At 41.6% G+C, this 15999-nt stretch carries 13 protein-coding genes and 1 pseudogene; 10 read left to right on the top strand and 4 right to left on the bottom strand.

From position 1 onward, the window contains the following. Window positions 1-191 precede the first annotated feature (191 nt). Window positions 192-1151 (top strand): GTPase Era, encoded by a 960-nt coding sequence (gene era / locus B1A85_RS05885; protein ID WP_104545945.1) that lies wholly within the window; start codon window positions 192-194, stop codon window positions 1149-1151. A 377-nt stretch (window positions 1152-1528) separates the two neighbouring features. On the opposite strand, the gene B1A85_RS05880 is transcribed toward era, so the two are convergent. Together B1A85_RS05880 and B1A85_RS05875 are read right to left on the bottom strand one after the other, a co-directional pair. Continuing rightward, a complete protein-coding gene (locus B1A85_RS05880) occupies window positions 1529-2173 on the bottom strand; it encodes a GDYXXLXY domain-containing protein (RefSeq protein WP_104545944.1) in 645 nt (214 codons plus the stop codon). A gap of 17 nt (window positions 2174-2190) precedes the next feature. After that, window positions 2191-3624: a DUF2157 domain-containing protein gene (locus tag B1A85_RS05875; RefSeq protein ID WP_104545943.1), complete on the bottom strand. Its 1434-nt coding sequence runs from the start codon at window positions 3622-3624 to the stop codon at window positions 2191-2193. Between the two features lie 296 nt (window positions 3625-3920). Between B1A85_RS05875 and B1A85_RS05870 the strand changes: the two genes are divergently transcribed. Then, on the top strand, window positions 3921-4934 hold the full coding sequence (locus B1A85_RS05870) for an RsmB/NOP family class I SAM-dependent RNA methyltransferase (protein WP_104545942.1): 1014 nt from the start codon (window positions 3921-3923) through the stop codon (window positions 4932-4934). On the opposite strand, the gene B1A85_RS05865 is transcribed toward B1A85_RS05870, so the two are convergent. Next, window positions 4911-5309 (bottom strand): PPC domain-containing DNA-binding protein, encoded by a 399-nt coding sequence (locus B1A85_RS05865; RefSeq protein ID WP_104545941.1) that lies wholly within the window; start codon window positions 5307-5309, stop codon window positions 4911-4913. The two genes, B1A85_RS05870 and B1A85_RS05865, sit on opposite strands and share 24 nt — an antisense overlap. A 244-nt stretch (window positions 5310-5553) precedes the next feature. Here B1A85_RS05865 and B1A85_RS25960 point away from each other — a divergent pair. The 7 genes and pseudogenes from B1A85_RS25960 (at window position 5554) to B1A85_RS05830 (ending at window position 11704) form a co-directional block, all read left to right on the top strand. Beyond that, window positions 5554-8001: pseudogene (locus B1A85_RS25960) on the top strand (dynamin family protein). A 54-nt stretch (window positions 8002-8055) separates the two neighbouring features. Then, window positions 8056-8445 (top strand): KGK domain-containing protein, encoded by a 390-nt coding sequence (locus B1A85_RS05855; RefSeq protein WP_104545940.1) that lies wholly within the window; start codon window positions 8056-8058, stop codon window positions 8443-8445. A 35-nt stretch (window positions 8446-8480) separates the two neighbouring features. Continuing rightward, window positions 8481-8837: a KGK domain-containing protein gene (locus B1A85_RS05850; RefSeq protein WP_104545939.1), complete on the top strand. Its 357-nt coding sequence runs from the start codon at window positions 8481-8483 to the stop codon at window positions 8835-8837. A 115-nt stretch (window positions 8838-8952) separates the two neighbouring features. Beyond that, window positions 8953-9075, top strand: a complete 123-nt coding sequence (locus B1A85_RS25955; protein ID WP_210404191.1) for an HNH endonuclease — start codon at window positions 8953-8955, stop codon at window positions 9073-9075. 96 nt (window positions 9076-9171) lie between these two features. Then, window positions 9172-10338: a YgcG family protein gene (locus tag B1A85_RS05840; protein WP_104545938.1), complete on the top strand. Its 1167-nt coding sequence runs from the start codon at window positions 9172-9174 to the stop codon at window positions 10336-10338. A 6-nt stretch (window positions 10339-10344) separates the two neighbouring features. Further along, window positions 10345-11112, top strand: coding sequence for a LemA family protein (locus tag B1A85_RS05835; RefSeq protein WP_104545937.1), 768 nt, complete (start codon window positions 10345-10347; stop codon window positions 11110-11112). Between the two features lie 373 nt (window positions 11113-11485). Then, on the top strand, window positions 11486-11704 hold the full coding sequence (locus tag B1A85_RS05830; protein WP_104545936.1) for a hypothetical protein: 219 nt from the start codon (window positions 11486-11488) through the stop codon (window positions 11702-11704). Between the two features lie 51 nt (window positions 11705-11755). On the opposite strand, the gene B1A85_RS05825 is transcribed toward B1A85_RS05830, so the two are convergent. After that, window positions 11756-14386, bottom strand: coding sequence for a DUF3536 domain-containing protein (locus B1A85_RS05825; protein WP_104545935.1), 2631 nt, complete (start codon window positions 14384-14386; stop codon window positions 11756-11758). 482 nt (window positions 14387-14868) lie between these two features. On the opposite strand from B1A85_RS05825, the gene cax reads away from it, so the two are divergent. After that, on the top strand, window positions 14869-15957 hold the full coding sequence (gene cax / locus B1A85_RS05820; RefSeq protein ID WP_104545934.1) for a calcium/proton exchanger: 1089 nt from the start codon (window positions 14869-14871) through the stop codon (window positions 15955-15957). Window positions 15958-15999: the final 42 nt, after the last annotated feature.

Below are 15999 nucleotides of genomic sequence, written 5' to 3'. Positions count from 1 at the left end.
AGTGGCTAACGGCTAGTTGTCAGTAATTGGGTAAAGATAAACAATATTAAGGGCTGGTAACTGGTAATTGGTAATCGGTAATTGTTTCCTCCCACACTCCCTATTACTCGTTACCCAATGCCAATACGCGTGATATTTAATTTTGCCCATCTACTTAGCAAATTGCTTTTATTTTTGTGTTGTAATGTGGGATGACTGCGAAAGTGAGCGATATTGATAGTTTTAGCTTTTCTGAAGGGTGGAGTATTCCGCAAGCACCTAGCGGGTACAAATCAGGATTTATTGGTATTATTGGTCGTCCGAATGTAGGTAAGTCTACATTGATGAATCAACTCGTAGGGCAAAAAATTGCGATTACTTCACCTGTAGCGCAAACCACGCGAAATCGGTTGCAGGGAATTTTAACCACACCAGAAGCGCAACTCATTTTTGTCGATACGCCAGGAATTCACAAGCCACACCACCAGCTTGGCGAAGTTTTAGTCCGCAATGCCAAGATTGCAATTGATGCAGTGGATGTCATTTTATTTGTCGTCGATGGATCGCAACCCGCAGGCGGCGGCGATCGCTTTATTGTCGATCTTCTTAGTCGCACAGAAAACCCTGTGATTTTAGGGATTAATAAAATCGATCGACAAGCTGATGCGCAGCAACTCGATCGTACGTATGAAGAGTTAGCCGCACCTCATCAATGGCAAATTGTCAAGTTTTCTGCACTGACAGGTGAAGGGTTAGACGCGCTACAACAACTGCTGATCGCGCACTTAGAACCAGGACCATACTACTATCCACCCGATTTAGTCACCGATCAACCTGAAAGGTTTATCATGGGCGAATTAATTCGCGAACAAATTCTGCTGCTGACACGCGAAGAAGTTCCCCACTCGGTAGCTGTCACAATTGACCGCGTTGAGGAAGATACAGCAATTACGCGCGTCTTGGCGACGATTCATGTGGAACGCGACTCGCAAAAAGGCATTTTAATCGGCAAAGGCGGTACGATGCTAAAAGCGATCGGTTCGGCGGCGCGAGAACAAATGCAAAAGTTAATTGCAGGTAAAGTCTACCTTGAATTATTTGTGAAAGTGCAACCCAAGTGGCGACAATCGCGTTTTCGCTTATCAGAGTTAGGCTATCGCGTAGAGGAATAAACCCGCGACTACAATGACAAAGCCCAGCTGCGCAAGCTAAGAGATTATATACCACTGAGAAGATTGAGAAAGTAACTCGCTGTCGGGTTTCGAGCTGAATTAGAGTCTCACCCGATGACGTCAAAACTGGGGTTGGAATCGCAAACGATAAATTCGCTTGTTGCAAAAACAAGAATAACGAGTGTTCGTATTCAGTTTGAGAATTTGCTGTTGTCGCAAAGTAGATTTTTAGAACAAATTGATTTGTTGGCGTGCGAACGAAGTATGTTGTATGACTTCCTCCCTGACTTGTCGGTTCTAGGATCATCTCGGTGAGAAACAACCAAGAATGAACAATAATTTGTTTTTCTAGTTCTGATAACTCCAGCAAATTAACGCTAAAAGCGATAATTACGTCGGTCTACCCAAAGACTAATTGGTACTGCACGACCTTGGTTATCTACTTTAACTTCGACGACAAAGTGCTGTTGATCGCGTTGGGCTTGTGCAATGCTTTGATTAATTTCATCGCGTTGGGCTTCAGGCATATAATATGTTTCTAAGCCGTACGTAATTGAGTTACCAGTGAATTTTCCTTTGATAGCAACTTGATTTGCAGCGAGGTTTCGTGGGCGGTCGCGACTGACGCGTACAGGTTTCCACGCGCTTGGTGGTATAGAACTCGATGTAGGCGCTTCGAGGGTAACATAAAGATTTGTTCCTACGGGTACATCGCGAACTGAAGATTCGCTAGTGTTTTGTTGCATTAACTCTTGCCAACCTGGAAGTTGCTGCAAGTTGTCAATCCGAGAAATGTCATAACTGAGTGTTTGCGAGTAACCCCGCAGTGGATCGTAAGGATCGACAGGGACAGTTTGCAGAATTGCCGTTTTTCCGGTAAGTTGCGTATAAAACGGCTGCGCTGGTGCAGCTAAAATGATACCTGTTTGAAATAGCAGCGGCAGCCAAAGTCGCCAAAATGGAATTTGAGCAAGTCGTTGCGGCTTTATTGCTTCAGGTGTTGTTTTAACGCGAGATGTCATAGTGAATCCTTTTAAAGTTACGATTTTGTTGGATGGTGAATGCGGATGTGGCGTTCAAACCATAGCCCTACAACCATGACACCAATGCCACATAAAATGAAAACTAACGATTTAAAAAGTAGTCCGGTTGCAGAGAGTAAAAATACGTAGAAAATTCGCAAGCTCAATAACAGCATTCCTCCCCAAAAGGCGCGTCTTCCTCCTTTGGCTAATCCTGTACGAATTAACTCTGCTGCCAAGAGGAATAACATGATATTGAAGATAAATGCAGCGAATCGCGAGATATTAGTGATTTCGATATGCCAAATCGTGACTAACGCAATTATGCAAATACAGATACCAACAGCATAAGTGGTAAATTGTTGACGACGGCGACGACTCTGGGAAAGAACGATCGCCCATTGCCAAATAGCAACACCAGTTAAGATGACTGCATCGATTAGCAGCAAGTAGTTTTGTCCTGATGGGGTATACTCGTTAGGTTGCGCTAAAGTGTCCCAAAAAGCCGTTGTCGCAGCAAAGAGGAATAAGACACCTAGCGTAACTAAGGCTAAGTTGCGCGCGATCGCTTGAAACGAACCGAATTGGAGATGGCGATCGCTGTGTCTGTATAATCTAAGAAAATTACCATGCACCAGCGGTGAATCATCGTAACTCCACAACAACGCTGCTGGTAGTGCAAACGCGATACTTGCTACCCAACCGCTTTGAAATTTTCCCCAAATGAAAGTTTGAAGGTTTGCTTCTAAGGATGTGACAACGGCGATCGCACCTAGTGCAAAAATCCAGCCAGAACGACACCAATAAGCCAATGGGATAAATAACACTACCGATAATAGTGGCATATGCTGCCCCATCAGCAACGACCATGTTACTTCTGTCATTGCAGTCGTTGACCAACTTTGGGCGATCGCGCTTCCCCAATATCCCCAGTATCCTAACCATAGTAAGATAGTTGACAAAATGCCCAACGAAGTTAGCCGTAAGCTGTATGCCATTGCTAACACGCCAATACCCCAAGCAAACATTAATTCGTAAAATGGCGCATCAATATGAAACATTTGCCCCATCAATCCCATGTTTGCACCTAGAATCAGCGCCCCCAAAAGTAGTAAGCCATGTCCTAGACGTTGTCGCGATTCTTTGGGGTGTTTCCACAACCAGAAACCCGCAACATTAACGGCGATAAATAAACTTAATAGCAGCGTTACCTTCCCAACACGCGGTAATTCTTGCCAATTAGCAGCAACAAAGGTAATCACTCCTAAACCGATTAGAATACTACCTAAACCAACTAAAATTGCGACAAAACTATTACGAGCAGTGCTATCAAGCGTGTTAAATTGATAGCGTTGTGCTAGCTGTTCGTACTGCAATTCATTAATGAGTCCCTCAGCTTGCCATATTTGGGCTTCATGGCGTAACTGGTGACGAAACTTATCTGAAGTCACGTCAGCCTCCTACTTTTATAAAAGTTTAGATTCTAGTAATAGATAATAAAAAAGTGAGTAAGTTATTATTTACTTCATTTTCAGTTTGCAGTTCTCCGCAAGTAATATTTGATAGCATTTGTTGATAAGCTCAGTGCCTGCTGTTTTAATGATACTTATTATTCAATATATATATTGTGAAGCGAGTATTGAAAGCTAGAGACTTGGGATGTGACAGTTTTATCTGTGGTATCTACAACATATGCACAGGCAAGGTGCCTAGGCAGTATCTACATACTTATTTTAAGATTATAATGATGGACAAACCTTCAAATTTATTATTAAAATTAAGTCATCGCTTGTTTGATGATGCAATAGAACAAGAAAAATTTGTTGATGCGCTAATTCATCCTCAACCGTTTCATCCTTGTATTCTTTGGTGTCGAGAAAAGCGATCGCCTTTTAAGGTAGAATCATCAATCTCCTGGCAACCAGATTTTATCGATCGTTTATCTTTTGGTGAAAAACCAGGTCAGCATTCTTTACATAATGAAGGTTATTATTACTGTTTAGACTTTTCCTCCGTCTTTGCGGCGATGAGTTTATTGGCAGTGCGATCGCCCATAGATACTGTGCTTGATATGTGTGCTGCACCAGGTGGTAAAAGTATTTTTGCTTGGCAGGCACTACAACCGAAATTACTTGTTTGTAATGAAACGATTAGTAAACGTGTGGGAATGCTCATTTCTAATTTGAAGCGGTGTCAAATTCATTCTTCAATAGTTTTAAATAAAGATTCAAACTCTTTAGCAAAAGTTCTTTCCAATTCAACTCAATTAGTTATTGTTGATGCTCCTTGTACAGGTCAATCTTTGTTAGCAAAAGGTGGGAAAGCACCAGGATGCTTTCATCCTACTACAATTAATAAAAATGCGAATCGTCAAAAGCGAATTATTGCTAATTCAGCACAGTTAGTAGCACCACAAGGCTATTTAACTTATATGACTTGTACGTATTCGATTGAAGAAAATGAGCAAGTGTGTGAGTGGTTTTTAAGTAAGTTTCCGCAGTTTCAAGCAGTGGAGATTCCTGCGTTAGTAGAGTATCAATCTCGTCTTTCTGATATTCCTTGTTATCGGTTGTTTCCGCAAAGTAGATTGGGGGCGGGGGCGTTTACGGTGTTGTTTCAAAACACAGAGGTAGGGAAGGTTGAGAATTTGAATGTTGAGATGTTGCAACGGTTAGGGATTAGGTATAAGTTGGAGAATGCGAACCGTAGAGACGTAGAGCAACAGGTTACGGAGAGTTTATTGATGGGGGAGGATTTCTAGTTCGTTGTAGCCTGTTTGAGGATCGAGAGTGCGCGTAAAGGTGAAGTCTTTTGTGGTTCCGATAACGATTTCTGCGGTGGTGTAGACGATACAACCGTTGTCTAAATGTCCGCCGATGGTTTTACCATGTTTGTCTGATATACAAATATGGAGATGAATACCGTTTGTGGTTAGTGTACCATTGAGAGAAAGTATTTCAAATTTATCAGTTAATACAGTACTTTTGTCTCGATCTGCGAAGCGAATCGTTGCTTGTCTGAGGCTACCTATTGCGCTCAAAATAAAACCTGCTTTAATGTTTTTTTGAAGAGTAATGTTTTTTAAACTTTGGCGTAAATCTGTTTCGGGTTTTAGTCTTAAAGCTAGTACTTCCATCGGTTTTTACTTAATTTTGTCAACTGTGAATAAATTTCTTTTCAGTGATTTTACTAACGTAATTTTTAATTGAGATTTATAAAATGAACGTAATAAAGTTTTTATTCTGAGTAGTGAGCGAAAAAAGTCACGCTTGTTTATTTCAGGTAATCGGTGACTAGGAAAGATATTTTCCGCAATTACCAATGACCAATTACTAATTTCAATATTACGTTTATTTTTAAGTATTTACCTACTAAGTTATATGTCTCAGTTTCCGCAGTGTGAGAATTTGTCAGCGCAGGTTGAGAGTCTCTTGCAATTGTTGCATCAAGAACCTACGCTGCGTACTCAAGATACATCTTCGGTACAGTCTTCGCTTCGTAAAGTTGTTTCACCAACGTTTGAGATTGTGTTTGCTGGGGCGTTTAGCGCTGGTAAATCAATGTTGATTAATGCGCTGTTAGAACGGGAACTGCTTTATAGTGCTGAAGGACACGCTACGGGAACTGAGTGCTATATTGCTTATGCTGAACCTGAAGCAGAGAAAGTTATTCTGACTTTTTTAAGCGAAGCGGAAATTAGCGCACAAGCTGAGGCGTTGTGTCAGCGGTTAGGCTTAACTACGCAGGTGAGAATAAATCAACCAGAAGTCATTAATTTGCTGCGTCAAGGATGCGAACTGATTATTCAACAGGAAGGTGGCGAGAGTAAATCCGAACGCGCTAAGCAAGCAAAGGCGTTGATTTTGCTGCTAAAAGGTTTTGAGGAAAATCGCGATCGCATCCACAGTACGAATCATACTACGTATTCGATGGAGCAGTTTAATTTTTCAAACCTCAAGGAAGCTGCAAGTTATGCGCGTCGTGGTAGTAATAGTGCGGTTTTAAAGCGTGTCGAGTACTACTGTCATCATCCACTCTTGCAAGATGGCAATATTCTTATAGATACCCCAGGAATTGATGCGCCGGTACAAAAAGATGCGGAATTGACGTATCGCAAGATCGAACATCCTGATACTTCTGCGGTTGTCTGCGTACTCAAACCCGCTGCTGCTGGCGATATGACGAAGGAAGAAACTGAGTTGCTAGAGACGATGCGGGGTAATTCAGGAATCCGCGATCGCGTTTTTTATGTCTTCAATCGCATTGATGAAACTTGGTAGAATACGCAACTACGGCAACGGTTGGACGATCTAGTTATCTCGCAGTTTCAAGATACCAGCCGCGTTTATAAAACGAGTGGGTTACTTGGCTTTTATGGCAGTCAGATCAAGCATACCAGTAGCAGCGATCGCTTTGGTTTAGATTCTATCTTTGCTGAGAGTGTCAAAGGTATCGACACAAAAGAGGAAACACCACAGTTTGTTCACGAATTTAATCGCTACTGTTCTACTTCTGGTAAATTAACAGCAAGTACGTTTCGAGTTTCAGTTCATAATTACGAAACACCTAATGAAAACTATGTCCGAATTTTAGCAGAACAAGGAACGCCATTAATCGATCAGTTAATTGCCGATAGTGGTATTGAAGAATTTCGCAGTGCGATTACTAAGTATCTTACCGAAGAGAAACGCCCGCAGTTATTTGCCACTTTAGCCAACGATTTACAACCATTGTGCATCAGTCTGCGGAAACATTATATGGATGCACAACGCGAATTAGATAGTCAACCGCGTGAAATTGACGCCATGAAAGCGCGGGAACTTGAACTTCTGAGTCAACAACTACAACAAATTAGTAAGGAGTATCTAACACATATCGAAGCTGAAGTTAATGCAATAGTGACGAATGCTTGTACAGCTTTTGAAGAAGATTTTCGCAAACTTCAAGCGCGAATGATTCGCCGTTTAGACGAATTACTCGATACATTTTCGGTAAGTGATGCGTATAGTCGCGCTACATTGAGTCATCCTCGCAATGCAACTGCACCCTTAATTGCCATTTTAGTCGAGGCGTTATATTACTTAGCCAATCAGCTTGAAGATGTTTTAGTTGCTTCGTGTCAAGAAGTTATTACTAGTTTGTTTCAACGTTTAATTGAACGAGTACGTAAGTCTGACTATTATCGCAATCTATATCGACTTCTCGGTAACGATAGTGGTATTGAACAGCAATTAAAACTATTAGAAAAAGATGTCAAACAAGCTTTAATTAGTGCTGCAAGAGTTGAATGCGATCGCTTTGTGGGCGAAAGCCCCAGATTTTATGACGAAGGCACTTTTTCAATCTACCACTTCCGTCAAACACTACAGCAAACATCGCAAGGTTATGACTGCGAAAGCATGGTAGAAGCCGAACCTGCAATTCGCCAATTATTAAAATTAGACTGTGAACCCAAGGTTTCTGCCACAATTCGCAGAAACTTCCGCCAAACAATTAATCAAACTCTAAAAACGCTGTTATTACCAGTAGTTAATCAACAAGCTAATGACATTCTACAGCAATACACTCAAGCCCGTGCTTATTTAGAGCAAACACTAGAGCAGGAAGTAAAAGAAAAAATTAGCAGAAATGAGCGACTTCTAAGAGAATTGCAAGATAAAATCGCCAACTACAATCAAGTTGTTACTGGAATAAATAGTTGTTTGCAAGCAATGCATTTACACGAGCATTCGTTACCTGTAATTATTTATGATACTACGTCTTTAAATTTTGCTGATTCTAAACTCAATGGAATCAAAGTGATAGAAGATAATTTTATGTATAGCTAAATTGTTTTTTTGATTGATAGTTAAATTGATATGAATGAGAAAGCGTGAGAAACCATGAGTAATAAGTTTAAAATTCTCGATGCTGATTTTTTACATAAAGACACTGTTGTTTCCTTCTCTACATCAATATTTAAAGTTGGTGAACTTGCTTTATTCTCAAGTTACATATTTCGCAATATAGGGCTGCAAGAGTTAAACAACAAGCTAAAGGGTTGGGGAAGAGGACAGATACCATTAATCAAAGATAGTCATGAGTGGATTGAGAATGGTAAAGAATGCGAAATACTTGTTCCTGGTGCTAAAGGTTGGCAGAAAGGAAGATTAAGAATTAAGGTAGTTTTAGAATTTTGTCCTGATGAAGTAGAACTAGAAGAAACACCGGAAAAAATCATACACGAACCAATCACAAAGAACAATCACTTGATGATATTCGGCAAAAGATAAACCAGGTTAACTAAGAAATATTAGGAAAAATAAAGATGAACTCTGAGTTTAATAATTTAGAACGTGAAGATGTTGTATCTGTGTACTCTAACCAAATTTTTGTAAGTAACCGAACTTTTACAATTCATGAGTTTATTTCAGCTATGATGCCGATGCTCAAAGACAAAATAGGCTCAACTTGGACAGAAGAAAAAGCTAACTGGTTTGGAGAAGGAATAGAATGTAAGGTATTAAAGCCAGGTGCTAAAAGTTGGCAACGGGGAAAAGTAAGAATTACTCTAGAATTTTGTCCAGAAGAACTTGAGGTGAAAAATAATAATGAATTGCCAGTTATTAGTGATAACTCACCTCTCGATGATATTCGGCAAATGATGCCTAAAAATGGGCAATAGTAAACTTTATGCCTAAAATGCTATTCTGATTCCGCGAGGGCTAATGAGGTATGTATTTGAACGCGATCGCCTCTATGTTAAAGCTGTGATAAAACTGCAATAGAGACACTCACCATTGATCGCATCCTTCCTCTTGCTCGTAAACGATATTAGTAACTTACAAACTCTCTGTCGTTACTGCAACCAGCGCGAAACGCATCATCTCGATTCCCGATATCAGCGCCACTATAATCTCTAATTTCCCGCGTGTTCTCCGCCTTTAAAAGCAGGGCACTGTAGTAACACAACTATCATTAAAGTAAACCCCAGACCATATTGATGAGGGGCGAAAGCCATGAAGTTTAATCTACTTCAACCGAAACGTATTTTTTTGGCGAGTATCTTCTGTGTCAATCTCTTTCCTCTTGCTGGTTGGGCTGTTACTGTACAAGAAGTGCCAAATCCCCGCAAAGAATATGGTGGTTGGGTAACTGATATGGCAGGAATTCTGAACGACGAGACTGAAGCCCAAATTAACCAGATGATTTCTGAATTAGAGGTAGAAAAAGGTACGGAAATGGCGGTAGTGACCGTACCAGAAACAAGCCCTGCTACATCACCAAAAACATTTGCTACAGAATTATTCAATTATTGGGGAATTGGCAAGCAAGGACAAGATAATGGCGTATTGTTTTTGATTTCTGTAGGCGATCGCCGCGTCGAAATTGAGACAGGTTATGGTGTAGAAGCAATATTACCAGATGCTAAAGTCGGCAATATTATTGATACTCAAATTATTCCTCGTTTCAAACAAGGAGATTTTGCAGGCGGTACACTTGCAGGAACTCAAGCATTAATCGCGGTTCTTAACTCCGAGCAATCAATATCTGAAAATCAAGTAGTATATCCGAATACGCAAATATCTCCGCATAACACAGATAGTGGAATATTGATAGTTTTAGCTGGAGGTGGGGTATTAGCTGTAGTCGTAGGAAGTGCTATTTACGCCAGTCGTCCGCGTAAAATCTCGCTCGCACCAGAAGGATACACCCGTAAAAGTCAAGGCAACTATACTTTTTTATGTGCTAATTGCCAACAACCGATGGCAAAAGTAGACAAACAAAGAATTCAATTCTATTTGAGTCAACCAGCGGTTACAGCACAAAAATTAGGAAGTGTTAAGTTTGAGGGTTGGCAATGTCTCAGTTGCACTCAAAAGCAAACTGGCGATAAATTTCACCTTGTTGCCCAAGAATCTCGTTCCTCTCGATTTCAGCAATGTCCTCACTGTCAAGAATTAACTGTTACTCGTCAACAGCGAACCATTCAATCTCCAACTGAATATAGTTCTGGAAGACAACTCATTACCGATCAGTGTCACTGTTGTTCTTACCGTTACCAGTATGAGGAGATAATTCCTCCCTTACCGCCTTCTTCTAGTAGTTCGGATAGTTATAGTAGTAGCGATAATAACTTTGGTGGTGGTAGTTCTGGTGGTGGCGGTGCTGGTGGGAGTTGGTAAAAGCTTATGAGCAATCAAGATAAAAGAATCCCTGAAGATATTGCCCCAGAAGTGCTAGAGTTAGCTGCGCGCAATTATTCTAATTACACTCAAAGTTATTCTGCTTCAGAGTTGGTCGCCGCAGGCAAAGAAGTTGACATTCCTGCTGAATTCATTCAACAAGCCATTCTAGACGTCCAAACAAAGCGCAAACAACAGCAACACCAACAACAGCATTTAGCCCATCTGCGTCAAAAATTACTTATTGTTGGCGCTGGGGTAGTAGCTACCTTGGGTGTTTGGAGTATCTGGACTTATAACTCTATTTCTAGCAGTCATTCTAGAGTCGAAGCCGCTTGGGCACAAGTCGAAAATCAACTTCAGCGTCGTGCTGATTTGATTCCTAATCTTGTCAATGTTACTCAAGCCTATGCTAGACAGGAACAAGAACTAGTTAATTTATTAGTGCGATCGCGTCAATCGTATTTACAAGCGACGACTCCTGAAGAAAAAGTTGCTGCCACAGTACAAGTGAATCAAGCTATCGATCGTTTCCGCAATTATGCTACTGTCAATCCTCAATTGCAATCAAGTCAATTATTTATCAATCTTCAATACGAACTCACAGGTACAGAAAATCGATTAGCTGTCGAAAGAATGCGATATAACCAAGCAGTGCAAGCTTATAATCAACAAATTCAAAGTTTTCCTAATATCTTAGTTGCAAACACTTTTGGGTTTGAAAAGAAAGCCTTTTTCCAAGCTACAAACACTAAGGTTCCCATAGTTCCTTAAGAGTAAAAATTATCAGTCCTCCAGCAAAAGCACCAAGGGAAACATACTGTGTTTCAAATATCCGCATGATTTTGCGAGACTGGTTATTTACGATTGTTAAAGATTGCTTATTCCCCAAGACCGGAACTATAACTCTTCCTGTAGATTGGCGCTCGGCTTTGATATAAATTTGCAAATATTGAGCGCGATTTACCGAATCAGGAATTGTTCTTGGTGCTTTAGAAAACCTTCTTCAGTCTTGATTATTTTCGGGGGCGATCGCTGACTTAGTTACTAAGTATACAAAGTAATGCTTCTTTTCTATTAATATGGTGGTCGCCCATAAAACGAACTGACACGCCAAACCAGTAATTAGATTAAAACTCAACGATCTATGAAAAATTACCTGCAAACGCTTCTACACATTGCAATTGTTATTGCGTTACTTGTAGCAGCCTTTCCGTGGCTATATGAAATGAAATCAAAAGCAGGTATTGATATTATTCCCGAAGTTCACGCTGGAACTGTTATCGAGAAGTATACCAACGGCATTGTGAAATGTGAGTGGCTATATCCTTATTATTGTCACAGCGATCGCGCCAAAAATGCCTAACAAAAAACTAAAAGGAGACTAATACAAGTCTCCCTGCTGCTTGCAACAAGATTAAAGTTGATGTAACCAAGCACTGACATCGACTCCTAACTTTTGTCCTAACTGGAGTAATGGACGCAAGTAATCAAATTGAGCTTGCTTAGATTCGCACAAAGGTAGAATTTGACTGTGTAAACAGCTAAAATACAACTCTTGCGCGCGTTCTAAAGACCAACCCAGTTGTAACTGATAGGCGATATCAATCAAACGTTCTAAGTATTGAACCTCTACTTCAACTGTGGCAGGATTCGTGTCATACAGTAATTGCCAAAGCGATCGCACGATCAACTGCTCTAAAATTTGCTTACCTTCAGGAATATTTAACCGACAGCGTAAATGCTGTGCTTCTGTTGCGATCGCTTGCAGTTCAAGTAAATAATTACTACTTTCTTGTACTCCACTCACATCAGACAGCGATCGCAGTGTATTTAAACAGCGATTTCCCAAGGCAATTTCTGCTGCGACTTGTAATTCTTGCGGTACTGCTAATTCATCGCGATGAAATGCCATCACTACGCCGTAATTATCGCGGTAAACTTGCGTATACAACTGATCCAACCGCGTCAGCGTTTCCTGACTCAACAAGCGCATAATTCTGTGACGTTCTTCTGCAAACAGATGTTGTAAATTAAACGACTGATCCCCGAACATCTGCGTCATTGCTAAAATTGTCTGCGCTGCACTTGCTTGTTGCAACGCTTCAAACAATTTATCTTTCATCTGGCTATAAGCACGACGTCCATTAAAAGGCTGAATGCAGCAATGAAAATCCCAGCCTCCCAAATGCAACACCGCAAACACTAAATGTTCGCTTTCCCAAGTAATTTCTGAAGTCAACCGTAGCTGTCCTACAGCTAGCGTCAACGCCCCCATGCGTTGCAACTGGTAATCTAATTGTTGAGCGGTGTAGCAATAGACGTGCTGTTGTGAAGAATAGCGAACACTGCAAGCAGGTACGAAGCCATTATTTTGACTGCGTTCTAGTTTATGGTTGTTGAACAACGAAGTAATTGCGTACTGTGCGGCGACTTGCAGAAAACTAATTTGAGCAGAAACGACTAAATGTCGATAAACTTCACCACCATGTTTAAAAAAGTCAACGTTACTCGGTGCTTGCGTCAGCCGCTTAATAAATGCTTTTTCTAGTTGTACGCCTGTGACATCTCCAGCTAATTCCAACGCCCGCGCCGCATAGCGTAAAATTTGCGTTCCTTCTGGGCGGGAAATCTCTTCAAAAAACCAACCGCAACTTGTATACATCAACAAAGCGTGACGCTGCATTTCTAATAAACGTAGAGCGTCGATTTGTTCTGCTGCACTCAATTTCCGTGTTTGATGGCGACACAGAAAACGATTGATATTTGCTGGAGAGCGATCGCGGATGACTTGAATATACTCATCTCTTGCACCCCAGGGATCGCGGAAAAACTGTCTACCAGCTTCCTCATACACCTTAATTAACTGATCTCGCAACCAATCTAAAGCTTGACGCAAAGGACGACGCCATTTTTGATGCCAAACACCACCTTCACCACCACAGCCACAATCATCTTGCCAGCGATCGACACCATGCGCGCAACTCCACGCAGTAACAGGCTTGAGTTCAACTTCCCACGTCGGTGGGTTTAAACTGAGGTAATGTGCAAAATTCGTGACTGTCCATCCGCGACGGGGAAACTCCTCTGTAAACGCATACGCTAAAGTTTTCTCGGTTCCACCTTTGTGATGACCAAATGTTTCGCCATCCGTCGCCACCGAAATTAACTGCGCAGGGCGGCGATCCCCGCGTACTGCTGAACCAATTCGCCCTGCAAGGTGCTGCGCATTAAATAGCACGTCGCTAAATCCCATATCGCGCGAGATCGGACCATCGTAGAAAAAGATATCAATATAAGGAGTATCCGGCGTAATTTCTTCGCTTTTCTTCAGATAACAACGATACGGGCGTGTGGGATCGATCTGACTTCCACCAACTTCATGCCATTGCGTCACAGGTTGATCTTCGGTGGGGATCGCTCGACAACGCTGGGCTTGGGATGGTGCAAGAATAATAAACTTGATGCCTTCTGCGACTAATGCTTCTAAGGTTGCGTAGTCTACTGCTGTTTCCGCTAACCACATTCCTTCGGGATCGCGTCCAAACCGCGAACGAAAGTCTGCTTTACCCCAACGAATTTGCGTATATTTGTCTCTCTCATTGGCAAGCGGCATAATGATGTGGTTGTACACCTGCGCGATCGCATTACCATGACCGTTGAGGCGATCGCAACTTTTGCGGTCAGCTTCTAAAATTCGTTGATAAACTTCAACATCGTAGCGTTCTAACCACGACATCAGCGTTGGACCAATATTAAAGCTCAAATACTCGTAATTATTAACGATCCCCACGATCTCACCGCGATCGTTTAACACTCTGGCAAACGCATTTGGGCGATAACATTCGTAGTGAATGCGTTCATTCCAGTCGTGAAAAGGTGTTGCACTCGGCTGGCGCTCAATTGCATCAAGATAAGGATTTTCGCGTGGTGGTTGATAGAAATGACCGTGAACCGTAACGTAAACACCAGTTGCTGTCTGAAGAGGATTTCGCGTAGCACCTGCTTGAACGCTTTGATCCCCAGCCGTTTGAGAAGAAGCAATCATAATAATACTATCCAAATTCAATATGAAGGGAGCCTAATGCTGTACCTGATGCCATCACAGCCGAACTCGATACTCAAGTCAGCATTTAGGGTAAAAAGATCTAGTTAGAGCCTGGGCACTGGTTGCGGTAGATCAGTGTCTTTTCAGTCATCATCGTATTTTATTAACCTCGACGAGAGCGTTGCCTCACTCCAGAGGTCTAAATCCGCAACAAACCTCTACAATCGCCATTAAACTCTATAAATCGACTGAATTTAAGACTATCTTAATGTTTTGACAATCAGACTTTGATTTGTTAAATAAAGCTTCACTTTTAGTTACAACTGACATAAAAACTTAACACAGCAACCCTATCGAAAATTCCTGATAGTTTTCTAAACTCCGATCCCCGCTCCTTGACCTCTGGAAAAAGCGAGTATCCTAGAGTCGAGTTGCAGCAATCAAGCATTGATTGCAACGATTACCCTTGCTCAAAGTAGAAAATGTCAGTTAAAAATATTCTATTCTCAGTCCTACTGCTATTTGTCCCTATTTCTTTTGCTGCCCATTTTTTAGAGTGGGGTGAGTTAGCAGTTTTTATCACAGCCGGACTTGCAATTTTACCATTAGCGGCGTGGATGGGGACTGCTACTGAAGAAATTGCTGTCGTAGTAGGACCAATTCTCGGAGGATTACTTAATGCAACCTTTGGAAACGCTACTGAACTTATTATTGCGTTAATTGCGCTGAAATCAGGTCTTGTTGATGTTGTCAAAGCAAGTATTACAGGTTCGATCATTGGCAACTTGCTTTTAGTGATGGGGCTTTCTATGTTACTTGGAGGCTTGCGCCACAAAGAACAAGAATTTCAACCTGTTGTGGCGCGAGTCAATGCTGCCTCAATGAACTTAGCTGTCATTGCAATTTTAGTCCCGACTACAGTTGATATTACCTCAAGCGGTATTACCGAAGCTACAATCCAAAACCTTTCAATCGCCGTTGCTGTAGTGTTGGTGTTGGTCTACGCACTCACGTTACTGTTCTCGATGAAAACTCATTCGTATCTGTATGATGTAGGTGTCGCAGAAACCGAAGCAGAAGCACACACCACAAAGCCTAATCTCTGGCTGTGGATTGGAGTGTTATTCACCGCAACCGTGTTAGTTGCCATTGAGTCAGAATTTTTAGTTGATTCCCTCGAAGTCGCCACCTCACAACTAGGATTAACAGCACTTTTTACCGGAGTCATTTTGGTTCCAATTATTGGTAACGCCGCTGAACATGCTACCGCAGTTACCGTAGCGATGAAAAACAAGATGGATCTTTCGCTTTCTGTTGCTGTGGGATCGAGTCTACAAATCGCGCTATTTGTCGCCCCAGTTCTAGTGTTAGTTGGTTGGTTACTTGGTCAACCGATGGATTTAGATTTCAATCCTTTTGAACTCGTCGCCGTTGCTGTCTCAGTACTTATTGCCAATTCGATAAGTTCCGATGGTCGTTCCAATTGGCTAGAAGGGACGTTACTGCTCGCTACCTACGCAGTACTAGGACTTGCTTTCTACTTCCACCCAATCATCGACGGTATCGGCTAGAGACAAGAGGCTCAGAGGTTAGGCGGGTAGGCGGGTAGTTGA

Source organism: Chroococcidiopsis sp. TS-821, from assembly GCF_002939305.1.
GTDB lineage: Bacteria > Cyanobacteriota > Cyanobacteriia > Cyanobacteriales > Chroococcidiopsidaceae > Chroogloeocystis.
The sequence above is the reverse complement of the archived record's forward strand: the minus strand, read 5'-3'. Positions and strand labels throughout refer to the sequence as shown.